Source organism: Bosea sp. RAC05 (assembly GCF_001713455.1).
GTDB lineage: Bacteria > Pseudomonadota > Alphaproteobacteria > Rhizobiales > Beijerinckiaceae > Allobosea.
In genome coordinates, this window is the sequence record NZ_CP016464.1 from 1,298,809 (window position 1) to 1,321,066 (window position 22,258).

Genomic DNA, 22,258 nt, shown 5'->3' on the forward strand with positions numbered 1-22,258 from the left:
AAGACGGAAGCCCCCATGTCCCCCGCCGCCATCGGCATCGACTTCGGCACCACCAACAGCGTTGTCGCGCTCGCCGGCGCTGACGGCTCGGTCACGACGCGCTCGTTTTCGACGAAGCAGGGCGCCGTCGACGCCTATCGCTCGGCGCTGATGTTCTGGCGCGAGGGGCGCCCGCCCGCGACGCGTATCGCTCATGTCAGCGGGCCCGACGCGCTCGACATGGCGCTGGGCATGACCACTGAGCACCGCTTCCTGCAGTCGCTCAAGACGCATCTCTCCAGCCGCGCCTTCCAGGAGACCCGGCTCTTCGGCAAGCTGTTCCAGCTCGAGGATCTGATCGGCGTCTTCCTCGCCGACCTCGTGGCCGGTCTCGACGGTCTGGCCTCCCGGCCGCTGGTCTCCGGCCGGCCGGTTGTCTTCGCCGGCGAGCGCCCCGACGAGGAGCTGGCACTCGGCCGGCTGAAGGCCTCCTATGCCGGGGCCGGCATGCCACAGGTCGATTTCGCCTATGAGCCGCTCGGCGCCGCCTACTGGTACGCCCGCGAGCTGAAGCAGCCGCAGACCATGCTCGTCGCCGATTTCGGCGGAGGCACCAGCGACTTCTCGGTGATGCGCTTCGAGCCCGGCGCGGCCGGGCGGCTGGAGGCGACGCCGCTCTCCCATGCCGGCGTCGGCGTCGCGGGCGACACCTTCGACTACCGCATCATCGAGCACGCGATCTCGCCCCGCCTCGGCAAGGGCACGCAGTATCGCTCCTTCGGCAAGCTGCTGCCGATCCCGGCCCATTACCATGCCGCCTTCGCGCAATGGCACCGTCTCTCCCTGATGAAGAGCCGCGAGACCATGGCCGAACTCAAGGCCCTGATCCGCGAGGCCGTCGAGCCGGACAAGCTCGAGGATCTGCTCACCGTGATCGAATACGACCTCGGCTACGAGCTTTATCGGGCCGTCTCGGCGGCCAAGATCGCCCTGTCCGGCGCGGACGAAACCGTGCTGCGCTTCGAGCAGACCGGCATCGCCATCGAGAAACGGATCGCACGCTCCGAGTTCGAGGCCTGGATCGCGCAGGATGTCGCCGCCATCGAGGCCGCGCTCGACCGGGCCCTGACGGAGGCCCATGTCGCAGCCGGATCGATCGAGGCCGTTTTCATGACCGGCGGGACCTCGCATGTCCCGGCCGTGCGGGCGCTCTTCGACCGGCGTTTCGGTGCCGAGCGCATCCATGTCGGTGATGCCTTTCGCTCGGTCGCCAGCGGCCTCGCGCTGCTCGCGCTCGATCGGGCGCGCGACCCTGTCGCGGCCTGACCGGTGCACGTCACCTTGCCCCGCTGCCGGTGCGGGGCTACATCACGGGCGCGGAGCACGGCGCCTCGCCTTCCTCGCCATGCGGCTGCCAGACCGCGCCAACCGACAGGAGCGCCTTGATGTCGTCCGATGCCGACCTGCTCGCCGACCGTCGCAATCTGCGCCGCAAGGTGACGCTGTGGCGCCTTCTGGCCGTCGTCGGGGTCATCGGCGCGGCGGTGATCGCCGGCCTCGCCTGGACCGGACGCACCCCGGGCACGCTCTCGCAGGCGCATATCGCGCGGGTCACGATCTCCGGCTTCATCTCGGGCGACCGCCGCACGCTCGACCTCGTCAAGTCGCTCGAGGACAGCAAGGCTGCGGCCGTCATCATCCGGATCGACAGCCCCGGTGGCACCGTCAGCGGCTCGGAGGCGCTCTATGATGCGTTGCGCCGTCTCGCCGCCAAGAAGCCGATGGTCGCCGTGGTCGACGGACTGGCCGCGTCGGGCGGCTACATCGCCGCCATCGGCTCGGATCGGATCGTCGCGCGCCAGACCTCCCTCGTCGGCTCCATCGGCGTGCTGTTCCAGCTGCCGAACGTGTCGCAACTGCTCGAGACCGTCGGCGTCAAGGTCGAGTCGATCAAGTCGAGCCCCCTGAAGGCCGCACCGAGCGGCTATGAGCCGACCTCGCCCGAGGCGCGCGCCGCTCTGCAGCGCGTGGTCGACGACAATTACGACTGGTTCAAGCGCACCGTGCGCGAGCGCCGCAAGCTGGCCGAGCCCGAGGTCGCCCTCGTCTCCGACGGGCGCGTCCATACCGGCCGCCAGGCCGCCGCGCTCAAGCTCGTCGACGAGATCGGCGGCGAGCCAGAGGCGATCGCCTGGCTCGAGCGCGACAAGGGTGTCGCGAAGGGACTGCGCGTGCGCGACTGGCGCCGCGCCAGCGAATCCTCCTCCCTCGGGCTCTGGAGCGTGAGCGAAGCGATGGCTCGCGCCGCCGGGCTGGACACGCTTGCCGCGGTTCTCGCACGGGCTGCGGACCAGCCGCTCGGTTTGCGGCTTGACGCGCCTTTGGCGCTCTGGCAGCCTGCAGTCGAAAAGTGACGTTGATACAAGCGGTTAGATTGCAGCGATGATCAAATCAGAACTCGTCCAACGCATCGCCGAGCGCAATGGTCATCTGTATCAGCGCGACATCGAGAACATCGTCACCGCAATCCTCGACGAGATCGTCAAGGCGCTGTCGCGGGGGGACCGGGTGGAGCTTCGCGGCTTCGGCGCTTTTTCCCGCAAGGCCCGCTCGGCGCGCGTCGGACGCAACCCGCGCACGGGTGACGCGGTCGAGGTCGAAGAGAAGTTCGTTCCCGTCTTCAAGACCGGCAAGGAATTGCGGCTGCGGTTGAACGGCAAGGCGTGATCGGCGGGCGTGTCCCCCTGGACGCCTCAGGCGTCGCGATATTGAGGCCGGCGAGGCCGACGGTCATCACGGGCAGGGCGCAGGCCGACGGAGGCGTTGCGCAGGATCTCGCGTCCGCGGGCCCCTGCCGAGGCCCCAAAACCAGCGATCTCGCGGAGGAACAGCGATGAAAACCTTCTTCAAGGCCCTCGTGCTCGTGCCGATCGCGCTGGTGGTCGTGCTGTTCGCCGTGGCCAACCGCGCGCCGGTGCGCGTGTCGTTCGATCCGATCAGCCGCGATGTGCCGGTCCTCGCCTTCGACGTGCCGCTCTTCGCCGTCGTTCTGGCGGCGCTCGCCGTCGGCGTGCTGATCGGGGGCTTCGCCTCCTGGCTGACCCAGGGCAAGCACCGCAAGGCCGCGCGGCGCAACCGTCGCGAGGCCGAGGCCCTGCGCTCGGAGACGCAGATGCTCCGCGCCGCGGTCCCCGATTCCGCGCTGCCGGCGCTGACCAACGGGCGCGGCTGATGCGGCTGTTCGGAAATGCCGAGATCGATGCCGCACTGAGCTTCCCCGGGCTGATCGACACGCTGGCGGACGCATTCCGCGGCAATGCCGTCGTCCCGCCGCGGGCGCATCACCACATCGAGCGTCCGGGCGAGCAGGCGGTGCTGCTGATCATGCCGGCCTGGAGCGCGTCGGACGCGCCGCACCCCTATATCGGCACGAAGATCGTGTCGGTCTTCTTCGGGAACGGCGCGCGCGACCTGCCGGGCGTCATGGGCGCCTATCTGCTGATGGACGGTCGGACCGGGGCGCCGCTCGCGGTCATGGACGGCAATCGGCTCACCTTGTGGCGCACCGCCGCGGCCTCGGCCCTGGCCTCCCGCTCCCTCGCCAACCCGACGGCGAGCAAGATGCTGATGGTGGGCGCAGGCGGCCTCGCGCCGTTCCTGGTCAAGGCCCACCGCTCCGTCCGCCCGCTGACGGACATCGCGATCTGGGCCCGCCGGCCCGAGGCTGCCGAAGCCGTCGCGGCCCAGCTCGTCGCCGAGGGCATCGAGGCCCGCGCCGTCACCGATCTCGAAGGCGAGGCCCGGACCGCCGACATCATTTCCTGCGCCACCAACGCGACGCAGCCGCTGATCCATGGCCGCTGGCTCAAGCGCGACGCCCATCTCGATCTGGTCGGCGCTTTCACCATGCAGATGCGCGAGGCGGATGCCGAGGCGCTGGAGCGGGCACGCGTCGTGGTCGATTCCGAAAAGGCGATCGACGAGGGCGGCGATGTCGCGATCGGGATCGACGAGGGCAGCTATGCCGCCGATCGCGTCGCCGGCACCCTGACCGATTTGTGCCATGGCCGCCTTCCTGGCCATGCGGAGGGCGGGGAGATCACGGTCTTCAAGTCGGTCGGCATGTCGCTCGAGGATCTCGCGGCCGCCGTCGCGGTCTGGGAAAACCGCGCGCCCCTCTGAGCGCGCGGGCGTCCTTCGTGGTCAGACGCGGATCGGTGAGCCGCCGAGCGCGCCCAGCAGCCACAGCACCAGCACGACGACGAGCGCGAGCCCCAGCACGCCGCCGAGCCCGGTCGCTCCATAGGAGCGATGGCCATAATAGCCGCCACCGCCGACGAGCAGGATGATCAGAACAAGGATGACGAGCGTGGACATGGGCTGAACTCTCCGGAGGCGTCGTCGCGGGGGGCGCGACGCGATCCCGGAGAAACGCCCCTGAGCCACGGCGGGTTCCTTGGCGCAGGGGCGAGCCTCGCCGCTACTCCGCCTTGGCGCCGATCTCCTTGATCAGGTCGCCCCATTTCTTCATTTCGGCCTGCAGGAACGCCGCCAGTTCGGCCGGCGTGCCGCCGACGGGGTCGGCGGCGAGCTGGGCCATCTTGGCGCGCAGCGCGGGGTCGGCCAGCCCCGCCTTGGTGTCGACCTGGATCTTGTCGATGATCGCCTGCGGCGTCTTGGCGGGCGCGAACAGCGCAAACCACGACGAGACGTCGAATCCGGGCACGGTCTCGGCGATCGGCGCGAACTCCGGCGCGGCCGCCGAGCGCGCCGCGGTGGTGATGGCGAGCCCCTTGATCGAGCCGGCGCGGACATGCGGCAGCGCCTGGGTGATGTTGTCGAAGATCAGGTCGATGCGGCCGCCGATCAGGTCCTGCGTCGCCTGCGCCGTGCCGCGATAAGGCACATGGACCATCTTGGTGCCCGTCAGCTTCTGGAAATACTCGCCCGACAGATGCACCGAGGTGCCGATGCCCGAGGATCCATAGGTCAGCTTGCCCGGATTGGCCTTGGCATAGGCGATCAGCTCCGCCACCGAATTGACCGGCAGCTCCTTGTTGACGACCAGCAGGTTCGGCACCATCGCCACCATCGTGATCGGGGCGAGGTCCTTCACCGGGTCATAATTGAGCTTGGGGTAGAGAAACTGGTTGGTCGCCAGTCCGACGGAGACGATCAGCAGCGTGTCGCCATTGGGCTCCGCCTTGGCGACGGCGTCGGTGCCGATGTTGCTGCCGGCGCCCGCCCGGTTCTCGACGACGAAGTTGATGCCCCAGGTCTGGCCGAGCTTGTCGGCGACGAGCCGGCCGAGCACGTCGGTGGCGCCGGCCGGCGGGAACGGCACAACGAGCTTGATGGTGCGGCCCTGCGGCCAGGGCGCCTGCGCGAAGCCCGCGCCCGGGGCGGCCAGGGCGCTCGCGCCCAGCGCACCCAGCAGGGCGCGGCGGTCGATCGTGAATGTGGTCATGGCGTGGTCCTTCCCCGAAGCCTTGCGAACCGTTTCGGCCGCGTCTCGTTGACGGAAAGCTGCCGTCTCGGCTGCAGCTTGTCCATGCGCAAATTGTCGGTCGCTTGACCCCGCTCGCCGATCGGGGCGATTCTGCCGGCATGCCGCAGTTGAATCGCCGAATCGCCGCCGTCTGTCTCGTCCTGGTGGCGGCCCTCCTGCCGGCAGTGGTGCGCGCGCAATCCACCGCCGAGGAAGAAGCCAAGCGGCGTGCCGCCAACATCGCCGCCTTTCCCGATGCGGCCCGCGCCCTCTTCGGCCAGAAGGCGGCGCCCGCCAGCCTGCAGGCCCGTGCCATCGGGTCCTATGCCCGCGGCTGCCTCGCGGGCGCGACCGCGCTTCCGGTCGACGGGCCGAGCTGGCAGGTCATGCGGCTGAACCGCAACCGCAACTGGGGCCACCCCGTCCTGATCGAGTATCTCGAGGACCTCGCCCGGGAGGTCCCCAGGATCACCGGCTGGCCGGGGCTTCTGGTCGGCGACATCTCGCAGCCCCGCGGCGGGCCGATGCTGACCGGCCATGCCTCCCACCAGATCGGCCTCGACGCCGATCTCTGGCTGACACCGATGCCCCGCGCCCGGCTCGACCGCGAAGCGCGCGAGAACATGCCCGCCGTCAACATGGCCCGGGCGGACTGGCGCGATGTCGATCCCAGGCACTGGACGCCGGCCCATACCCGGCTGATCAAGGCTGCCGCCAGCGAGCCGCGCGTCGAGCGCATCTTCGTCAATCCCGCCCTGAAGGTCGCGCTCTGCCGTGAGGCCGGGGCCGATCGCTCATGGCTCAACAAGGTCAGGCCGATCTGGGGCCACAACTACCATTTCCACATCCGCATGAGCTGTCCGGCGGGCATGGCGAGTTGCAGCGGTCAGGAGCCGCCGAATTTCGGCGATGGTTGCGGGCAGGAGCTCACGGACTGGATCGAGCGGCAACGTGCCGCGATCTTCGCCCCGCCGAAGCCGCCACGCACCGGGCCTGCGCCCAAGCCCAAGCCGCCGATGTCGCTCGACGACCTGCCAGCCGAGTGCCGGCAGGTCCTGGTCTCCCGCTGAGCCCGCGCGTCAGCGCCGGCCCGGCGTCCGCCCGGAGCTGTAGGCGAAGGGGTCGCGCTGCGGCGTGATCAGCGGCTGGGCCTGGTCGTAGCCCTCCTGGTCGACGACGCCTGTGCCCTCGTCGTCACCCAGGATCACCTCCTCGGTCGGCGGCACCGAGCCCGGCAGCATCAGCGGGCCGCGCTGCTCGCTCGGCAGGGACTGGGCGCCGGGGCGGCTGGAGCGCGGCGGATTGAGCGGCTTGTTGTCGTATTCCTCGAGGAAACGCCGCTGGGCCTCCAGCCCCTGTCCCTGATGGCTGGCGACGGGATAGCTGCCCGTCGACACCGCGCCCGGCGGGCGCATGCTGCCCTGCGGCTGGCGCAGCAGGGCGCCGCCCGCGACCATGGCCGGTGCGGTGTCGCGCAGGCTGGGCTGGGCCGAGGAATAGGGCCGGGCCGGGTCCGGCGGCGGCAGGTTGTAGTTCGGCGTGTACTTGATCACCGGCTTGCAGATGTGGCGCCCCTTCGAATGCCGCGCCAGGTCGATGTGGAAATGATCGTAGTGGAACATGTCCGCGCCCGGGCCGAGCACGGTCGAGAAATGCTCGCAGGCGCCGACGAAGATCTCGCGCAGGAAATTCTGCTCCTCCGGCGAGCCGCGCCAGCCATCCTTGACCGTGACGGTGCGGCCATCGTTCAGGCGGAAGGAGAACACGTCGACGGCGTTGCCATAGGCATGCTCGGACGTCCGGCTGGTGCCGGTGCCGTTGTTCATCGCCCGGCAGGAATAGGAGCCCGCCCGCATCTCGATCACCTGCGCGCCGAGCACGTTCTGCGCTGCCGGCTGCACCACTTCGGCGAGCCATTTGTCGGTGGTCGCAACCACGGGGCAGGCCAGCGTCGCCTTGCTGGTCAGCCCGATGCCACCATTGGCGAAAGCCGAGACCCTGAGCGGCCTCTCCATGCCGCAGGTGCCCGGGCCGTCGATCGGCTTCTCGCGCAGGCTGACATAGGAGGAGAGCTGCACCTGGCGCGAGGACAGGCAGGCGGCTTCGGCCTGGTCGCGCCAGGCGGCGCGCTGCGGCTTCTGGAACTGGCCGCAGCCGGCGAGCCCGGTTCCGAGCAGGCCAAGCGCGATGAGGGCGAGGTGAACGCGTCGCATGACCGTTCAAATGCGACCCGCTTCGTGAACGGTTTCTCAACCGGGTGAGCCCGCGGCGACACAGCCGGATTAACTTTGGCGCGGCGGTTAACGCGGTCTTAACGGGCGGCCTGGGCCTGTCCGAAGGTCACCGCATGCATCAGCCGGCCCGGCACCATCGTAAAGCCCCCGGCGACGACGAGCCCCAGGAGAAGACCGATCATCGCCGACCGGTGCGCCGCGATGTTGCCGCGGCGGCGGGACAGGACCGCATAGGGCAGGCTGACCAGCGTAAGCAGCGTCAGCAGATGGATCGCGCTGAAATGGCCGCTGCGCGCGATCAGCAGCGAACTGAGGGCGACGACGGCCATCGCCGGGACGAAGACCCAGCCGATACGCCGGTGTAGTGGCGTGCCCTTCGGAAGCAGCGCGACGGCGGTGCCCGCGGCGAGCGCCACGATCGCTCCGGCGACATGGATCTGGATGACCGGCGAGGCGGCGGCGAGAGGGGCAAGGGTCGGCATCGGCAGGTCTCAATGTTAATCTGATTAACATTAGCTGCAGGGAACCTTGCGTCAAGGGTCGATGCGGCCGCGCACCGATGCGGCAAAGGCGCGGCCGCATGCTGCGGACGCCACTGGCCTGTCCTGCTCCCGCATGCGACACAGCCCGATCCTCAGCGTCCAGGGAGATCGGCCGATGACGGGCAAGGCGCGCTTCATCTTTCCGGTTCTGATGGCCGGCATCATGGCTTTCCTGATGACCGCCCTCGTGACCTGGCTCAATCTCGGCCTGCCCGCCGATTTCGTCCGCCACTGGCTGCCGGCCTTCGCCGTCGCCTGGCCCTGCGCGGCGGCGGCCGCCTTCATCGCCATTCCGGTCGCGCGCCGCGCGACCGGCCTCGTCATCCGCGTCATCGGAGAGTGACATGCTGAGCCTTCGCGAGATCCTCGGCCGCATCGCCCGCGGCGACGCCGGCCCCGCCGAGACACTGGCCGAAAGCGCCGCGCGGATCGCTGAGCGCGAGCCGCAGATCCAGGCCTTCGCCAGCCGGCCCGAGGCGCTCCAGCCCGGCACCGGCCCTCTCGCGGGCATCGCCTGCGGCGTGAAGGACATCATCGACACCGCCGATCTGCCGACGCAGATGGGCTCGCCGATTTATGGCGACTGGCGTCCGCGGGCGGACGCGCCGATCGTGATGGCGCTCAGGGCTGCGGGCGCGACGGTCGCCGGCAAGACCCACACCACCGCCTTCGCCTTTCTCGACCCGGCCCCGACCTTCAACCCCCATGACGGCGCGGCGAGCCCCGGCGGATCCTCGGCTGGTTCGGCGGCGGCCGTCGCCGCGGGCATGATTCCGCTGGCCATCGGGACGCAGACCGGCGGGTCGGTCATCCGCCCGGCGGCCTATTGCGGCATCGCTGCGATCAAGCCGTCCTACGCCTTGTTGCCGACCGTCGGCGTCAAGCCCTTCTCCTGGTCGCTCGACACGCTCGGCCTGATGGCCGCGAGCGCCGACGATGCGGGCCTCGCCCTGGCGGCGATCACGGGGCGGCGGGATCTCGATGCACCGGCCGCCACCCTCCGTGGTCTGCGGATCGGCATCCACCGCCAGGCCTATGCCGGCGCGCCGGAGCCGGCCGCCGCGGAGGCGCTGCAGCGCTTCGAGGAGACGGTGGCCGCGGCGGGCGCGGTGCTCGTTGCGCATGACGGTCCCTCGGCCCTCGCCGAGGCCTTCGACGCTCACGGCCCCCTCCAGGATTACGAGGCGACCCAGGCCCTCGCCTGGGAATATGCCCGTCACCGCGACGATCTTCCGCCGAAGCTGCGCAGCTATCTCGATGCGGCCCGCGCGACGACGCCTGCGCAGTATGACGAGGCGCGCCGGCGCTCCCGGCGCGGCCGCGATGCGGCCCGTGGCTTCTTCGCCGAGGTCGATGTCGTGGTGACCTTCTCGGCCCCGGGCGAAGCGCCCGCCACCCGCGATTCGACCGGCGATTCCCGCTTCAACCGCCTCTGGACGCTGCTCGGTGTCCCCTGCGCGACCGTTCCGTTCGGCCGTGGCGGGCGGGGTCTGCCCGCCGGGATCCAGATCATTGCTGGATTTGGTCGTGATGCTCAGGTCATCGCTGCAGCGAAGGGCATTGAAAAACTGGTTGAGCGAGACTGATCGCGGCCTTCATCCCCAAGACTAATCAATGATTTAAGACTCGCTTAACGCTACTCTTGGCTGCGCCGCGGTCGTGCCACGGTTTCGCCCCCTTGCAGCCGCCGCCAGTTCTGCTAGCGTTGTGTCAGGTCAATGACACAGGAGGGTGTGATGAGCCTCACGCTTCGTCTCGACCGGTTGGTCATGGGTGCGGCATTCGTTTTCATGATGTTGATCGTGTTGGGAGCGTTCTGACGACGTCCGTCTCGAGTCGCTACGACCATGTGTTTCTGAAGCACCGCCGGGAGGATCTCCCGGCGGTGTTTTCGTTGATCGGGCGTTGTCTCGTCGGTCGGTGCTCCCGGGAGCCGGCATCGGCGGCGTGGGTCAACTCTCCGGGCACGGCGCCCCGGTGATCTGCCAGGACATGACGTTCGTCACCCGGCCGCACTGCGCGATCCGCCGTCCCTGGGTGGTCCGGATGCAGGACGAACTCCCCTCCGCGACCTTGCGACCCTCGTTCCAGCAGAAGCACAGCGGCTCGGGGGCCTGGGCTTGCCTCGGCGGGTCGAGCGGGAGGGCGGGCTCCGCGGCCCGCGCGCCGGCCAGCCCAAGCAAGCCCAGCCACGCTACAGCCAGAACGACTTTCAACGTTACGGAAATCACACGGAATTTATGTGTTGTTGCGCGCGGGTCGATGACGAGTGCAGTCATGTCTCGCTCCTGCGAACCGAAAGGTCGTCTGCAGCGGCACTAGCTGCAGTCTATCATGAGCGTGCTGCGCAGCCCAGCGGCGTTATAGTTCCATATTATTATGAAGTCGCGGCGGGCCCGATGGCGCCCGTCTTGCAGAAATGGAACGCATGCCCCATATTCCCACGAAGAGAGCCCAAGGGGGGCTCCGGGAGGAACCATGTCTCTGATTTCGCTCGCCCGTCGTGGTCGTGTCGTCGCCGTACTCGCTGGTGCTCTGCTCCTCGTGCCCGTGCTGGCCGAAGCCCGGCCGGGTGGCAAGGGTGGAGCCGGGAGCCGCGGCTCCCGGACCGAAGCGGCGCCCATGCGCACCGACACCACGCCCAATGGCGCTCAGCCTTTCCAGCGCAGCGCGTCGCCGTCGCCGGCCCAGGCCGCTCCGGCCGCCGCCGGTGCAGCCGCCGCGGCGCAGGCCGCCCGTCCCTCGATGGCTCGCAGCCTCATGATGGGCGTCGGCGCCGGCCTGCTCGGCGCGGGCCTGTTCGGCCTGCTCTCGGGCTCGGGCTTCTTCAGCGGTCTCGCCTCGATGGCGGGCATCTTCGGCTTCCTGCTGCAGATCGCCCTGATCGGCGGCGCGATCTGGCTGGCACTGCGCTTCTTCCGCCGCCGCTCCGAGCCGCAGCTCGCGACCGCCGGCGCCCCGCTGGCGCGTGACACGATGCAGCCGCAGCCGGGCGCGCGGATGGGCGCGATGGCTGGTGGCGCGGGTGCCGCGACGGCCGCCGCCGTGGATACCTCGCACGCCACGCCGGTCGAGCTGTCGGGCGATGACTTCAACGCCTTCGAGCGCCTGCTCACCGAGATCAACGAGGCCTACTCGAACGAGGACGAGAAGGGCCTGCGCGATCGCGTGACGCCGGAAATGTTCGGCTACTTCGACGACGACCTGACCGCCAATGCCCGCAAGGGTCTGGTCGATCGCGTCTCGGACGTGAAGCTCCTGCAGGGTGACCTGTCGGAGGCCTGGGGCGAGGACGGCTTCGAGTTCGCTACGGTCGCGATGCGCTTCAGCCTGATCAACGCGCTCTACGAGCGCGCCACCGGCAAGGTGGTCGAGGGCAACGCCACCGTGCCGCAGGAGGTCGCTGAGTACTGGACCTTCGTGCGCTCCCGCGGTGGCGCCTGGAAGCTCTCGGCGATCCAGCCGGCCGCCTGAGGCGCGCTGCGTCGATCCTTCGGAACGGCCGGGGCAACCCGGCCGTTTTTCGTTGCGCGGTTTCGGGTGTCGCGCCGGGCCGATCCGTCCTATAGCCGGGCCCGCGGCGCCGCCGGGGAGGGCGCCCGCATCCTGTCGACCGATCCCCGCCCGCTGGAGACCACAGCCATGTCCGATATGCGACTTGTCGTCGTCGGGGCCGCCGGACGCATGGGCCGGATGCTGATCCGCGCCATTCACGATGCGCCGGGCTGCGTTCTCTCGGCCGCCATCGAGCGGCCGGGCTCGCCGCATCTCGGGCAGGATTCCGGCCTGCTGGCCGGCCTGCCCGCCAATGCCGTTCCCGTGAGCGACGATGCGGCATCGGCTTTTGCCGCGGCCGATGGCGTGCTGGATTTCACCATGCCGGAGGCGACCGTCGCCTTCGCGGTGCTGGCGGCGCAGGCCCGGATCGCCCACATCGTCGGCACCACCGGACTCGAGCCTCCGCATCTGGCGGCGCTCGGGGATGCCGCGCGCGACACCGCCATCGTCCGCTCCGGCAACATGAGCCTGGGCGTCAATCTGCTCGCCGCGCTCGTGCGCAAGGTCGCGGCGACGCTGGGAACGGACTGGGACATCGAGATCGTCGAGATGCATCACCGGATGAAGGTCGATGCCCCGTCCGGCACCGCGGTGCTGCTCGGCGAGGCCGCAGCGGCCGGCCGCGAGGTCGATCTGGCGCAGCAGCGCGTCGCCGTGCGCGACGGCCACACCGGTGCCCGCGTGCCTGGCACCATCGGCTTCGCGACCCTGCGCGGCGGTACGGTCGTCGGCGACCACAAGGTCGTCTTCGCGGGCATGGGTGAACGGCTCGAGATCGCCCATGTCGCGGAGGATCGCGGGCTGTTCGCGCAGGGCGCCGTCAAGGCGGCGCTCTGGAGCCGGGGGCGGGCGCCGGGGCTCTATTCCATGGCCGATGTCCTCGGGCTCGACGGTCTCTGAAAGCCGGCTGCGGTGACACGCCTCGTCGTCGCGCCGGGCGTCGTCCACTGGCCTGGCTGTCTCGGGCCCGATGCCCAGGCCGCGCTCGTCGCCGATCTGCGCGCAGTGGCGGCGCGGGCTCCTTTCTTCCAGCCGCGCATGCCGAAGACCGGCAAGCCCTTTTCGGTCCGCATGACGAATTGCGGTGCGCTCGGCTGGGTCTCGGACGAGACGGGCTATCGCTATCAGCCGCTCCATCCCGCGACCGGCGAGCCCTGGCCGCCGATGCCTGATGTCCTGACGCAGGCCTGGCGCGATCTCGCCGGCTATCCGCACGAGCCCGAGGCCTGCCTCGTCAATTTCTACGCGGCCGACGCGCGGATGGGCCTGCACCAGGACCGCGACGAGCAGGATTTCGACGCCCCCGTGCTCTCGCTCTCGCTCGGCGACACCGCGGTCTTCCGCATCGGCGGGACGCAGCGCGGCGGCAAGACGGTGTCGCTGAAGCTGGCCTCGGGCGATGCGCTGCTGTTCGGGGGCGAGGCGCGCCTCGCCTATCACGGCATCGACCGCATCCTCGCCGGCTCCTCGGCCCTGCTGCCGCAGGGCGGGCGGATCAACCTGACCTTGCGCCGCGTGACCCGGCCTGTGGCCTGAATCACCGGCGCTTCAGCGCGACGCGTCCGATCCCGGCAGGCTCGGAAACGACCAGCCGAGCAGGATCGAGCCCGCCCGCAGGCCAAACCCTGCGGCCAACCCGCCGAGCATGACGAGGGGGGCGCTGAAGCCCAGCGTCGTCAGCAATGCGGTGGCACCGGCGCCCGCGGCGGCTGCGGTGACATAGAAATCCCGGCTCCACAGCACCATGGCGCGGTCGCCCGCCAGAATGTCGCGCAGGATACCGCCGAAGGAGGCGGTGACCGCCCCGAGCGCCACCGCCGACAGCGGCGGCACGCCCGCAGCCAGGGCTTTCTGCGTGCCGGAGACGGCAAAGAGGGCAAGCCCCGCCGCGTCGGCCCAGATCAGCAGGCGCTTGGCGCTCCAGTCATCCATGCGGCCGGGGCGGAGATAGGCGATGGCCCAGGCCGCCAGCGCGACCGCCGTGCAGAGGATGACGCTCAGCGGCGCCTCGACCCAGGCCACGGGCCGGCCGAGCAGCAGATCTCGCAGGGTGCCCCCGCCGACGCCGGTGACGGTGGCGAGCAGGATGAAGCCGAACGGGTCCATGCCCTTGCGGGCGGCGACGAGGGCGCCGGTCAGCGCGAAGACGGCGACGCCGACGGCCTCGATCACGGGTCAGTGGGCGGTCGGGGTGGTGTCGCCGCCCTCGGCCGCCTGCGGCTTCGGCGCGCCGGCCGAGATGCCGACGAGCGCCGGACGCAGCACGCGCTCGCCGATCTTGTAGCCCGACTGGACGACCTTGGAGACGAGCCCCTTGGCGACCTCGGCATCTGGGGCCTCGAACATCGCCTGGTGCATGTTGGGGTCGAACTTCTCGCCGAGCGGTTCGATCTTGCGAACGCCATGGCGTTCCAGCGTCTTGAGTAGATCGCGCTCGGTCAGGTCGACGCCCTCGATCAGCGCCTTGAGCGCCGGCTCTTCCGTGGAACGCGCCGAGTCCGGGAGGCTTTCCTGGGCACGCCGCAGATTGTCGGCCGCGCCCAGCATGTCGCGGGCGAAGCTCGTCACGGCATAGGCCTTCGCGTCGGCGATCTCGCGCTCGGTGCGGCGGCGCAGGTTCTCCATGTCCGCCAGCGTGCGCAGCAGCTTGTCCTTGAGGTCGTCGCGCTCGGCCTCGATCTTCGCGAAATTCGCCTGGATGATCTCTTCCGGCGTCTGCACCGTCGCCGCGTCGGCGGGCTCGGCGTTCGGGTTGTCCGTCGCAGGGTTCTGCGTCATGGCGTGATCCAACTCTCGCAAATCATGGCCGCCGGCGGGAAGGCGCGTGCCGGCGGCGTTCGTGGCCGATATCGGGCTTGTCGGAGCTTAAATCAAGCACGGGCCGGCGCCCGCGCCCTTGCGGCAGGCGCCTTCTCCGCCTCCGGGCCGAACACGTCCAGCAGCGCCTTGCGGATGGTGAGCTGCCGGGCGGTGGAGACGATCTTCGCATTGGTCAGGTCGGTGACGTAGAACACGTCGACCGCCTTCTCGCCGAAGGTCGCGATATGGGCGGAGGCGATGTTGAGGTTCAGTTTGCCGATCGCGGTGGTCAGGTCGTAGAGCAGGCCCGGCCGGTCGAGGCCCGCGATCTCCAGAACGGTGTGCCGGGCCGAGAGCACATTGTCGATGATGACCTCGGGCGGCACCTGGAAGGTCTGGCCGCGGGGCGGCGGGGCCCGGCGCTGCGCGACTAGATCGGCGATCTTGATCTCGCCCTTCAGCGCCCGCTCGATCGCGGCGGCGATGCGCTCCGCCCGGCGCAACTCGTCGTCGTCGCGGTCGAAGGCGCGCGAGACCGAGATCGTATCGAGGACGAGCCCGTCCGTCGTGGTGAAGATCTGCGCATCGACGATGTTGCCGCCCGAGGCCGCGCAGGCGCCGGTGACGATGGCGAGCAGCCGCGGATGGTCGGGCGCCAGGATGGTGAGTTCGGTCACGCCGCGGAACTGGTCGGTCTCGACCAGTGTCGCGGTGGTGCGCCCTTCGGCCTCCGCGCGGGCCATGAAGCGGGCGTGCTTCTCCTGCCGCCCGACATCCGTCTTGATCCAGTATGCCGGGTAGTGGCGGGCCAGATAGGCGTCGCGCTCGCCCTCGTCCCAGTCCGAGAGCCGCTCCTTCAGCGCGTCCTGCTTCTTCTCGACCCGCGCCTTGCGCTCGATCGCGGAATGGCCGCCGGCGAGCATGATCTCGGTCTCGTAATAGAGCGTGCGCAGGAGCTGGCCCTTCCAGCCGTTCCAGACACCAGGGCCGACGGCCTTGATGTCGGCCACCGTCAGGACGAGCAGGAGCTTCAGCCGCTCCAGCGTCTGCACCGTGGCGGCGAAGCTCTCGATCGTCTTGGGGTCGCCGAGGTCGCGGCTCTGAGCCACGGTCGACATGTCGAGATGGTGCTCGACCAGCCAGGCGGCGGTCTCGGTCTGGCCCTCGGTCAGGCCCAGCCGCGGCCCGAGTTTGCGGGCGATGCGCGCTCCGGCCACCGAATGGTCCTCGATGCGTCCCTTGGCGACGTCGTGCAGGAACAGGGCGACATAGAGCGCACGCCGGTTGGTGATCGTCGGCATGATGCCGTTGGCGAGGGGATGTTCGGATTCGAGCACGCCCGCATCGATCTCGGCGAGCACGCCGATGCTGCGGATCAGATGCTCGTCGACCGTATAGTGATGATACATGTTGAACTGCATCATCGCGACGACGCGCCCGAAATCGGGCACGAACTTGCCGAGCAGCCCGGACTCGTTCATCCGCCGCAGCACCGCCTCCGGCGAGCGTCGCGCCGTCAGGATCTCCAGGAAGATGCGGTTGGCGTCGGGGTCGTTGCGCAGCTGCGGCGTCACCAGCCGCAGCGACTGCGTCACCAGCCGGCTGGCATCGGGATGGATCGCGAGATCGTCGCGGCTGGCGATCTCGTAAAGCCGCAGCAGATTGACCGGGTCGCGCCGGAAGGCGTCGGGATCGATGACGTTGAGCCGCTGGCTCTTCAGCGTGAAGTCGGGATGGCCGAGCGCGCGCACGCGCTTGCGCTTGGCGAAGGAGCCGAGCAGGCGCGACAGCGAGGCGCGCGGCTTCTGCTGGCGTGCCTCGAGCGCGGCGCAGACGATCGCGGTCAGGTCGCCGACATCCTTGGCGACCAGGAAATACGCCTTCATGAAGCGCTCGACCGGTGCCTGGCCGCTGCGCCCGGCATAGCCGATGGCCGCCGCGACCTGCCGCTGGAGATCGAAGGACAGCCGCTCCTCGGCCCGGCCGGTGATGAAGTGCATCCAGCAGCGCACGCGCCAGAGAAACTCCTCCGAGCGCTGGAACATCAGCAGTTCCTTGCGGTCGAACAGCCCGGCCGCCACCAGCTCACGCACGTCGTTGACGCGGTAGGCGTACTTCGCGATCCAGAACAGCGTGTTGAGATCGCGCAGGCCGCCCTTGCCGTCCTTGACGTTGGGCTCGACGAGATAGCGCGAGCTGCCGGCGCGGCGAACGCGGGTTTCGCGTTCCTGCAGCTTGGCCTCGGTGAAGGCGGGCGCCGTCCCGTCCACGACCTCCGCGCCGAAGCGGCGCACCATGTCGTGAAACAGCAGCACGTCGCCGGCCACGAAGCGCGCCTCCAGCATCGCCGTCCGGATCGTCATGTCGGCGCGCGCCTCCCGGACGCATTCGTCGATCGAGCGGACCGAATGGCCGACCTTCAGCTTCAGGTCCCACAGCGGATAGAGCATCGCCTCGACCACGCTCTCGCCCCAGGCCGTCTGCTTGTGCGGGAACAGGAACAAGAGGTCGACATCCGACCCCGGAGCCAGCGTGCCGCGCCCATAGCCGCCGACGGCGACGACGGCGATGCGCTCAGACTGGGACGGGTTGAGCGCCGGATAGAACAGGTCGGTCGCGGCCACATGCAGGCAGCCGATGATCCCGTCCATCACGGCGGAGAGATGCTGGGCGCAGATCAGGCCATGGCGGGGACGCTTGAGCAGATCCCGAGCGGATTCGAGGCCCTGGTCGAGGACGCCCCGGAGCGCTGCCACGAGCAGGGGGCGCGCATTGCCCTGGGGAGCGGCGGCGGCCCGCACCAGCAGCCCGGCCATGGCGCGGTGGGGGCTGGCGAGAACGGCGTTGAGTTCGAGCACCGGCTGATCGGCAACGGATGACACCAGCCCTGACCCCGCTTGATGTGATGCCCGGCCCTCAGGCCGTGCTGGTTGGTTAGCATGCGAGGGGGATTCGCAAAGCGGTTTAATTCAACGAACGATTAATGTGAAATTAAAGATTCAACATCCCTGAGTGCTCTGTTTGACATACAGAACGAATGGACCTACAAGGCGGATACGCGCCGATTTGAGCCACCAGCTTGCGGGCGCGAAACAAGTGCAGCTAAAGCGTGGGGCATGGGCGCCAACCTGTCGCTCGGTCCCTTCGCGCATCGAAAGGGACCACGAATGATCATTTCCCGTCGCTTCGCCCTGGCCGGCCTCGCCACTTCGCTCGTGCTCTCTGCCGGACAGGCCTTTGCCCAGGCGCCCAAGGAAATCCGCGTCGACTTCGCGACCTATAACCCGGTCAGCCTCGTCCTGAAGGACAGCGGCATCCTCGAGAAGGCGCTGGCGGCCGACGGCATCACCGTGCGCTGGGTCCAGTCCGCCGGCTCCAACAAGGCGCTGGAGTTCCTCAACGCCGGCTCGCTCGACTTCGGTTCGACGGCCGGCGCCGCTGCGCTGATCGGCAAGATCAATGGCAACCCGATCAAGACGATCTATGTCTATTCGCGGCCGGAATGGACGGCGCTCGTCACCGGCGCCAAGAGCGACATCACCAAGGTCGCCGACCTCAAGGGCAAGCGCATCGCCGTCACGCGCGGCACCGATCCGCACATCTTCCTCGTCCGGGCGCTGGCCGAGGCCAAGCTGACCGAGAAGGACGTCAAGCTCGTCCTCCTGCAACATGCCGACGGGCGCCTCGCGCTCGAGCGCGGCGATGTCGATGCCTGGGCGGGGCTAGACCCGCTGATGGCCGCCGCCGAGGTCGAGAGCGGCGCGAAGCTGTTTCACCGCAAGGCCGCCGACAACACCTGGGGCGTGCTCAACGTCCGCGAGGCCTTCGCCAAGGACAATCCGGCCCTCGTCCGCAAGGTGCTGGCGGCCTACGAGGAGGCGCGCGCCTACGCGCTCGCCAACCCGGCCGAGCTGAAGAAGACGCTGGTCGCCTATACCAAGCTGTCCGATGCGGTGATCGAGCGGCAGCTCACCCGGACCGAACTCACGCATTCCACGATCGGGCAGGCCCAGGCCGAGACGATCATCGCGGCTGGCCTCGCGCTGCAGGAAGCCGGCGTCGTGCCCGCCAAGACCGATGTGAAGGCCGTGGTCGACGACCTGCTCGACCGTCGCTTCGCCGTCACCAACTGACGCCGTACCGGCCCCGGGATGAGTGCGCTCGGCATCGAGACGGCTGCGGATGAGCAGGGCGGTCCCGCTCGTCCGCGGCCACGCCGGGCGGGCGTGGCGCTGGCGGGTTTTGCGCTGCCGGTGCTGCTGGCTCTGCTGTGGGAGATCGCCGTCAGGTCGGGCTTCGCCAATGGGCGCCTGATGCCTCCACCGAGCGTGGTCGGCGCCACCCTGTGGTCTCTCGCGGCTTCGGGCGAACTCTTCACCCATGCCGCGGCGACGCTCTGGCGGGTCGCGGCCGGGTTTGCTCTCGGCGCGGCAGCGGGCACCTTGCTCGGCGCCGTCACCGGGGCGCTTCCGGTGGCGCGCGGCCTGATCGATCCGACGCTGCAGGCCCTGCGCGCCATTCCCTCGATCGCCTGGGTGCCGCTCTTCATCCTCTGGCTCGGCATCTTCGAGGCGTCGAAGGTGGCGCTGATCGCGGTCGGCGTGTTCTTCCCGGTCTATCTCGGTGTCGCCGCGGCGATCCAGGGCATCGACCGCAAGATCGTCGAGGTTGGCCGTGTCTTCCGGCTCGGCCGGCTGGCGATGGCGCGACGGGTGCTGCTGCCGGCGATCCTGCCGGCCTGGATCACGGCGCTGCGCTCGGGGCTGGGGCTGGGCTTCATGTTCGTGGTCGCGGCCGAGATCATGGGCGCCAGCGAAGGCCTCGGCTACCTCCTCGTCGATGGCCAGCAGCTCGGCCGGCCCGACACCATCATCGCGGCCATCATCAGCTTCGCCGTGCTCGGGAAGCTGGCCGACGGCCTCCTCGTCGCCCTGACGCGGCCGGTTCTCGCCTGGCAGGACACGGCCCGCGACAAACTCTGAGAAAGCCCTCGATGCTGAGCTTCGAGACCCTGTCGAAAACCTATGCCGACGGCACGCAGGCGCTGTCGGCCGTCACCCTCGATGTCGCGCAGGGCGAGATCCTGGCGCTGGTCGGCGGCTCGGGCTGCGGCAAGACCACGCTGCTGCGCCTGATCGCCGGTCTCGACCGGCCGAGCGCCGGGCGCATCCTGCTCGATGGCGAGGCGATCGCCGAGCCGCGCGCCGATGTCGGGGTGATCTTCCAGGAGCCGCGCCTCTTCCCCTGGCTCTCGGTGGCCGAGAATGTCGGCTTCGGCCTTTCGCATCTCTCCGCCTTCGAGCGCGAGGGGCTGGTCACCAACGCCCTCGTCCGGGTCGGGCTCGGCGGGCATGACCGGCGCTGGCCGCGCGAACTCTCCGGCGGCCAGCAGCAGCGGGTCGCCATCGCCCGCGCCCTCGTCACGCGCCCCAAGTTGCTGCTGATGGACGAGCCGTTCTCGGCGCTCGATGCCACCACCCGCGCCAGCCTGCATGGCCACCTGCTCGCCTTGTGGGGCGAGAGCCGGCCCACCGTCGTCATGGTCACCCATGACGTCGAGGAGGCCGTGACGCTGGCCGACCGGATCGTGGTGATGCAGCCCAAGCCCGGGCGGGTCTTCGACGCGTTCGACAACCCGCTCGCCCGCCCGCGCGACCGGCTCTCGCCGGCCTTCGAGGCGGCCAAGCGCGAGATCCTGCGCAGCCTCGATCGTTCGCTGCGCGACGAGGCCCCGCACCAGCAGAAGGCCGCCGAGACCGCCGGGATGTGGTGGTGAGCCGCGTCACGGTGTGTCGCTTTCCGATGGCCTGTGACCGCCCGAGCCTCTATCAGCGATCCCGACCGCTTCATTCGACTTGAGGTTCTGACACCATGGACGTCACCGCTCTCCGCGCCCTGCAGGCGCCGCTCAAGGACTCCTACCGTTCCGATCCCGGCGCAGCCGTCGTCACCCTGAAGGCCAGGGGCGAGCTCGACGACCAGCACATCGCCTGCAAGGTCGAGACCGGCCGTGCGATCGCGCTGGCGGGGTTGCACCCGGCCACCGGCGGCTCGGGCGCCGAACTCTGCTCCGGTGACATGCTGCTGGAGGCCCTCGTCGCCTGCGCCGGCGTCACGCTGAAGGCGGTGGCCACCGCGCTCGAGATCGAGTTGAAGAAGGGCATCGTCCATGCCGAGGGCGATCTCGACTTCCGCGGCACGCTCGGCGTCGCCAAGGACGCCGCCGTCGGCTTCAAGGCGATCCGCCTGTCCTTCGAGGTCGAGACCGATGCGCCGCAGGAGAAGCTCGACACGTTGCTGAAGCTGACCGAGCGCTACTGCGTCGTGTTCCAGACGCTCAACGTGAAGCCCGAGCTCAGCGCGACCCTCTCGGTCGCCTGACCACCAGGCCGCCGCTCACTCGGCGGCCTTCTTCAAGGTCAGCCCCTCGGCGAAGGGCAGCGTCGGCTCGCCCTTCGCCTCGTCGAAATCCAGTGCCACGATGCGCTCGCCGCGGCCGGTGATCTTGCCCGCCGAGGTTCTCAGGCCCGCCACATCGTCCTGCGCCTGGCGGAAATGCTGGTCGAGCTTCTCCGCCCGCTCGCCGAGCCGGCGGACATCCGCCAGCAGCTTGCCGACCTCGCTCTGGATCACCTGCGCCTCCTCGCGCATCCGCGCGTCGCGCACCAGCGACTGCATGAGCTGGATCGCCAGCGCCAGCAGCGAGGGCGAGACGATCATGATCCGGGCGCGATGCGCCTTCTGGATCACGTCGTCGAAATGCTCGTGCAGATCGGCATGGATGGACTCCGAGGGCACGAAGAGCAAGGCGAGGTCCTGCGTCTCGCCGGGCAGGAAGTAGCGCTCGGCGATGTCCTTCACATGCACCCCGACATCATTGCGCACCCGGGCAGCGGCCGCCTTGCGCGCCTCCTCGCCGCGGGCCTCGCGCAACTGCGTGAAGCTCTCCAGCGGGAACTTGGCGTCGATGACGAGCCCGCGCCCGTCGCCCGGAAGCGTCACCAGGCAGTCGGGTCGCTTGCCGTTGGAGAGCTGCGGCTGGAAGGCGAAGAAGGCGCCGGGCAGCCCGTCCCGGATGATCGCCTCCATCCGGCCCTGGCCATAGGCGCCGCGCGCCTGCTTGTTGGAGAGCACGTCGCGCAGCGTCACCACCTCGGAGGTGAGGTTGGTCAGGTTCTTCTGGGCGCTGTCGATCACCGCCAGCCGCTCCTGCAGCCGGCCGAGGCTCTCGCTGGTCTGGCGGACATTCTGCTCCAGGCCCTGACCGACCTGGTGGCGCAGCCCCTCCATCCGGTCGGCGACGAGGCGGGCGAGATCGCCCTGCCGCGTCGAGAGGATTTCGGCCATGGATTGCATCCGGCCGGTCAATTCCGCCTGGAGCCGGTTCATCTCGGCGACCTTGTCGTCGGTCTCGCGGGCACGCTCGGCCGCGATCAGCGCCTCCAGCGCCTCCAGCGCCCGTCGCCGGCTGCCGCGCCAGGCCGAGAGCGCCAGCAGCAGGAGCAGGCCAAGCGTCGACCCGCCGAAGCCGAGCGCGGCCTGCGCCCAGGTCACGGGCCGGTCGAGAAGGATGAAGGCGATCTCTGTCATTCCGGCAGGATAGCCGATTCGGGTGAATCAAATCGAACGAAAGCGGAACGGTTTGACCCACGCGGCGC

At 69.5% G+C, this 22,258-nt stretch carries 24 protein-coding genes; 15 read left to right on the top strand and 9 right to left on the bottom strand.

All coding sequences use genetic code 11. The features are described from left to right. Positions 1 to 15 precede the first annotated feature (15 nt). From BSY19_RS09575 to lhpI, 5 genes are all read left to right on the top strand, one after another. Positions 16 to 1,305 (top strand): Hsp70 family protein, encoded by a 1,290-nt coding sequence (locus tag BSY19_RS09575; RefSeq protein ID WP_069053971.1) that lies wholly within the window; start codon positions 16 to 18, stop codon positions 1,303 to 1,305. Positions 1,306 to 1,424: 119 nt separating this feature from the next. Continuing rightward, positions 1,425 to 2,393, top strand: a complete 969-nt coding sequence (sppA, locus tag BSY19_RS09580) for a signal peptide peptidase SppA (RefSeq protein ID WP_069053972.1) — start codon at positions 1,425 to 1,427, stop codon at positions 2,391 to 2,393. Positions 2,394 to 2,421: 28 nt separating this feature from the next. Further along, positions 2,422 to 2,706: an integration host factor subunit beta gene (ihfB, locus tag BSY19_RS09585; protein WP_066721705.1), complete on the top strand. Its 285-nt coding sequence runs from the start codon at positions 2,422 to 2,424 to the stop codon at positions 2,704 to 2,706. Positions 2,707 to 2,872: 166 nt separating this feature from the next. Continuing rightward, positions 2,873 to 3,211 carry a LapA family protein gene (locus tag BSY19_RS09590; protein WP_069053973.1) on the top strand — a complete coding sequence of 113 codons (339 nt, stop codon included), beginning with the start codon at positions 2,873 to 2,875 and terminating at the stop codon, positions 3,209 to 3,211. Continuing rightward, positions 3,211 to 4,161 carry a bifunctional Delta(1)-pyrroline-2-carboxylate/Delta(1)-piperideine-2-carboxylate reductase gene (gene lhpI, locus BSY19_RS09595; protein ID WP_069053974.1) on the top strand — a complete coding sequence of 317 codons (951 nt, stop codon included), beginning with the start codon at positions 3,211 to 3,213 and terminating at the stop codon, positions 4,159 to 4,161. The genes BSY19_RS09590 and lhpI overlap by 1 nt, the downstream gene beginning before the upstream one ends. Before the next feature lie 21 nt (positions 4,162 to 4,182). Here the strand turns inward: lhpI and BSY19_RS09600 are convergent, their stop codons facing one another. Together BSY19_RS09600 and BSY19_RS09605 are read right to left on the bottom strand one after the other, a co-directional pair. Beyond that, complete coding sequence (locus BSY19_RS09600) at positions 4,183 to 4,356, bottom strand: DUF3309 family protein (RefSeq protein WP_069053975.1); 174 nt, start codon at positions 4,354 to 4,356, stop codon at positions 4,183 to 4,185. A gap of 103 nt (positions 4,357 to 4,459) precedes the next feature. Continuing rightward, the gene (locus BSY19_RS09605; RefSeq protein ID WP_069053976.1) at positions 4,460 to 5,446 is read right to left on the bottom strand and encodes a tripartite tricarboxylate transporter substrate binding protein; all 987 of its coding nucleotides are present in this window, start codon (positions 5,444 to 5,446) and stop codon (positions 4,460 to 4,462) included. A 140-nt stretch (positions 5,447 to 5,586) separates the two neighbouring features. On the opposite strand from BSY19_RS09605, the gene mepA reads away from it, so the two are divergent. Then, the gene (gene mepA / locus BSY19_RS09610) at positions 5,587 to 6,537 is read left to right on the top strand and encodes a penicillin-insensitive murein endopeptidase (RefSeq protein WP_069056969.1); all 951 of its coding nucleotides are present in this window, start codon (positions 5,587 to 5,589) and stop codon (positions 6,535 to 6,537) included. Between the two features lie 9 nt (positions 6,538 to 6,546). On the opposite strand, the gene BSY19_RS09615 is transcribed toward mepA, so the two are convergent. Together BSY19_RS09615 and BSY19_RS09620 are read right to left on the bottom strand one after the other, a co-directional pair. Beyond that, complete coding sequence (locus tag BSY19_RS09615; protein WP_069053977.1) at positions 6,547 to 7,680, bottom strand: extensin-like domain-containing protein; 1,134 nt, start codon at positions 7,678 to 7,680, stop codon at positions 6,547 to 6,549. Between the two features lie 98 nt (positions 7,681 to 7,778). Then, a complete protein-coding gene (locus tag BSY19_RS09620) occupies positions 7,779 to 8,183 on the bottom strand; it encodes a DUF2306 domain-containing protein (protein WP_069053978.1) in 405 nt (134 codons plus the stop codon). A 175-nt stretch (positions 8,184 to 8,358) separates the two neighbouring features. Between BSY19_RS09620 and BSY19_RS09625 the strand changes: the two genes are divergently transcribed. Further along, the gene (locus BSY19_RS09625; protein ID WP_069053979.1) at positions 8,359 to 8,586 is read left to right on the top strand and encodes a DUF2798 domain-containing protein; all 228 of its coding nucleotides are present in this window, start codon (positions 8,359 to 8,361) and stop codon (positions 8,584 to 8,586) included. Position 8,587: 1 nt separating this feature from the next. After that, complete coding sequence (locus BSY19_RS09630; RefSeq protein WP_069053980.1) at positions 8,588 to 9,829, top strand: amidase family protein; 1,242 nt, start codon at positions 8,588 to 8,590, stop codon at positions 9,827 to 9,829. Between the two features lie 366 nt (positions 9,830 to 10,195). Here the strand turns inward: BSY19_RS09630 and BSY19_RS09635 are convergent, their stop codons facing one another. Beyond that, complete coding sequence (locus BSY19_RS09635) at positions 10,196 to 10,522, bottom strand: hypothetical protein (RefSeq protein ID WP_069053981.1); 327 nt, start codon at positions 10,520 to 10,522, stop codon at positions 10,196 to 10,198. Between the two features lie 199 nt (positions 10,523 to 10,721). Here BSY19_RS09635 and BSY19_RS09640 point away from each other — a divergent pair, with 199 nt between their 5' ends. The 3 genes from BSY19_RS09640 (at position 10,722) to BSY19_RS09650 (ending at position 13,337) form a co-directional block, all read left to right on the top strand. Then, complete coding sequence (locus BSY19_RS09640; RefSeq protein WP_069053982.1) at positions 10,722 to 11,717, top strand: Tim44 domain-containing protein; 996 nt, start codon at positions 10,722 to 10,724, stop codon at positions 11,715 to 11,717. A gap of 177 nt (positions 11,718 to 11,894) precedes the next feature. Next, positions 11,895 to 12,701, top strand: coding sequence for a 4-hydroxy-tetrahydrodipicolinate reductase (dapB, locus tag BSY19_RS09645; RefSeq protein WP_069056970.1), 807 nt, complete (start codon positions 11,895 to 11,897; stop codon positions 12,699 to 12,701). 12 nt (positions 12,702 to 12,713) lie between these two features. After that, complete coding sequence (locus BSY19_RS09650) at positions 12,714 to 13,337, top strand: alpha-ketoglutarate-dependent dioxygenase AlkB family protein (RefSeq protein ID WP_069053983.1); 624 nt, start codon at positions 12,714 to 12,716, stop codon at positions 13,335 to 13,337. Positions 13,338 to 13,349: 12 nt separating this feature from the next. Here the strand turns inward: BSY19_RS09650 and BSY19_RS09655 are convergent, their stop codons facing one another. The 3 genes from BSY19_RS09655 to BSY19_RS09665 all read right to left on the bottom strand — a co-directional run bounded on the left by BSY19_RS09655 (position 13,350) and on the right by BSY19_RS09665 (position 17,416). Further along, positions 13,350 to 13,973: a trimeric intracellular cation channel family protein gene (locus BSY19_RS09655; RefSeq protein WP_069053984.1), complete on the bottom strand. Its 624-nt coding sequence runs from the start codon at positions 13,971 to 13,973 to the stop codon at positions 13,350 to 13,352. Positions 13,974 to 13,976: 3 nt separating this feature from the next. Continuing rightward, positions 13,977 to 14,579, bottom strand: a complete 603-nt coding sequence (grpE, locus tag BSY19_RS09660; RefSeq protein WP_069053985.1) for a nucleotide exchange factor GrpE — start codon at positions 14,577 to 14,579, stop codon at positions 13,977 to 13,979. A gap of 92 nt (positions 14,580 to 14,671) precedes the next feature. Further along, positions 14,672 to 17,416: a [protein-PII] uridylyltransferase gene (locus tag BSY19_RS09665; protein WP_083247889.1), complete on the bottom strand. Its 2,745-nt coding sequence runs from the start codon at positions 17,414 to 17,416 to the stop codon at positions 14,672 to 14,674. 351 nt (positions 17,417 to 17,767) lie between these two features. Between BSY19_RS09665 and BSY19_RS09670 the strand changes: the two genes are divergently transcribed. From BSY19_RS09670 to BSY19_RS09685, 4 genes are all read left to right on the top strand, one after another. Continuing rightward, positions 17,768 to 18,733 carry an aliphatic sulfonate ABC transporter substrate-binding protein gene (locus tag BSY19_RS09670; RefSeq protein WP_069053987.1) on the top strand — a complete coding sequence of 322 codons (966 nt, stop codon included), beginning with the start codon at positions 17,768 to 17,770 and terminating at the stop codon, positions 18,731 to 18,733. Positions 18,734 to 18,751: 18 nt separating this feature from the next. Beyond that, positions 18,752 to 19,582: an ABC transporter permease gene (locus BSY19_RS09675; protein WP_069053988.1), complete on the top strand. Its 831-nt coding sequence runs from the start codon at positions 18,752 to 18,754 to the stop codon at positions 19,580 to 19,582. Positions 19,583 to 19,593: 11 nt separating this feature from the next. Further along, positions 19,594 to 20,376 (top strand): ABC transporter ATP-binding protein, encoded by a 783-nt coding sequence (locus BSY19_RS09680; RefSeq protein ID WP_069053989.1) that lies wholly within the window; start codon positions 19,594 to 19,596, stop codon positions 20,374 to 20,376. 95 nt (positions 20,377 to 20,471) lie between these two features. After that, entirely contained in the window at positions 20,472 to 20,981 is a 510-nt protein-coding gene (locus tag BSY19_RS09685) for an OsmC family protein (RefSeq protein ID WP_069053990.1), read from the top strand. Positions 20,982 to 20,996: 15 nt separating this feature from the next. Here the strand turns inward: BSY19_RS09685 and BSY19_RS09690 are convergent, their stop codons facing one another. Continuing rightward, positions 20,997 to 22,190: a DNA recombination protein RmuC gene (locus BSY19_RS09690; RefSeq protein WP_069053991.1), complete on the bottom strand. Its 1,194-nt coding sequence runs from the start codon at positions 22,188 to 22,190 to the stop codon at positions 20,997 to 20,999. Between the last annotated feature and the right edge of the window lie 68 nt (positions 22,191 to 22,258).

Excerpts from the sequence above, each read along its gene's own strand:
- BSY19_RS09625 (WP_069053979.1), top strand. The coding sequence starts at position 8,359 with ATGACGGGCAAGGCGCGCTTCATCTTTCCGGTTCTGATGGCCGGCATC.
- BSY19_RS09690 (WP_069053991.1), bottom strand. The coding sequence starts at position 22,190 with ATGACAGAGATCGCCTTCATCCTTCTCGACCGGCCCGTGACCTGGGCG.
- BSY19_RS09590 (WP_069053973.1), top strand. The coding sequence starts at position 2,873 with ATGAAAACCTTCTTCAAGGCCCTCGTGCTCGTGCCGATCGCGCTGGTG.
- BSY19_RS09600 (WP_069053975.1), bottom strand. The coding sequence starts at position 4,356 with ATGTCCACGCTCGTCATCCTTGTTCTGATCATCCTGCTCGTCGGCGGT.
- sppA (WP_069053972.1), top strand. The coding sequence starts at position 1,425 with ATGTCGTCCGATGCCGACCTGCTCGCCGACCGTCGCAATCTGCGCCGC.
- dapB (WP_069056970.1), top strand. The coding sequence starts at position 11,895 with ATGCGACTTGTCGTCGTCGGGGCCGCCGGACGCATGGGCCGGATGCTG.
- grpE (WP_069053985.1), bottom strand. The coding sequence starts at position 14,579 with ATGACGCAGAACCCTGCGACGGACAACCCGAACGCCGAGCCCGCCGAC.
- BSY19_RS09675 (WP_069053988.1), top strand. The coding sequence starts at position 18,752 with ATGAGTGCGCTCGGCATCGAGACGGCTGCGGATGAGCAGGGCGGTCCC.
- BSY19_RS09575 (WP_069053971.1), top strand. The coding sequence starts at position 16 with ATGTCCCCCGCCGCCATCGGCATCGACTTCGGCACCACCAACAGCGTT.
- BSY19_RS09615 (WP_069053977.1), bottom strand. The coding sequence starts at position 7,680 with ATGCGACGCGTTCACCTCGCCCTCATCGCGCTTGGCCTGCTCGGAACC.
- BSY19_RS09685 (WP_069053990.1), top strand. The coding sequence starts at position 20,472 with ATGGACGTCACCGCTCTCCGCGCCCTGCAGGCGCCGCTCAAGGACTCC.
- lhpI (WP_069053974.1), top strand. The coding sequence starts at position 3,211 with ATGCGGCTGTTCGGAAATGCCGAGATCGATGCCGCACTGAGCTTCCCC.
- BSY19_RS09605 (WP_069053976.1), bottom strand. The coding sequence starts at position 5,446 with ATGACCACATTCACGATCGACCGCCGCGCCCTGCTGGGTGCGCTGGGC.
- BSY19_RS09630 (WP_069053980.1), top strand. The coding sequence starts at position 8,588 with ATGCTGAGCCTTCGCGAGATCCTCGGCCGCATCGCCCGCGGCGACGCC.
- BSY19_RS09680 (WP_069053989.1), top strand. The coding sequence starts at position 19,594 with ATGCTGAGCTTCGAGACCCTGTCGAAAACCTATGCCGACGGCACGCAG.
- BSY19_RS09665 (WP_083247889.1), bottom strand. The coding sequence starts at position 17,416 with ATGGCCGGGCTGCTGGTGCGGGCCGCCGCCGCTCCCCAGGGCAATGCG.
- ihfB (WP_066721705.1), top strand. The coding sequence starts at position 2,422 with ATGATCAAATCAGAACTCGTCCAACGCATCGCCGAGCGCAATGGTCAT.
- BSY19_RS09640 (WP_069053982.1), top strand. The coding sequence starts at position 10,722 with ATGTCTCTGATTTCGCTCGCCCGTCGTGGTCGTGTCGTCGCCGTACTC.
- BSY19_RS09635 (WP_069053981.1), bottom strand. The coding sequence starts at position 10,522 with ATGACTGCACTCGTCATCGACCCGCGCGCAACAACACATAAATTCCGT.
- mepA (WP_069056969.1), top strand. The coding sequence starts at position 5,587 with ATGCCGCAGTTGAATCGCCGAATCGCCGCCGTCTGTCTCGTCCTGGTG.
- BSY19_RS09670 (WP_069053987.1), top strand. The coding sequence starts at position 17,768 with ATGATCATTTCCCGTCGCTTCGCCCTGGCCGGCCTCGCCACTTCGCTC.
- BSY19_RS09620 (WP_069053978.1), bottom strand. The coding sequence starts at position 8,183 with ATGCCGACCCTTGCCCCTCTCGCCGCCGCCTCGCCGGTCATCCAGATC.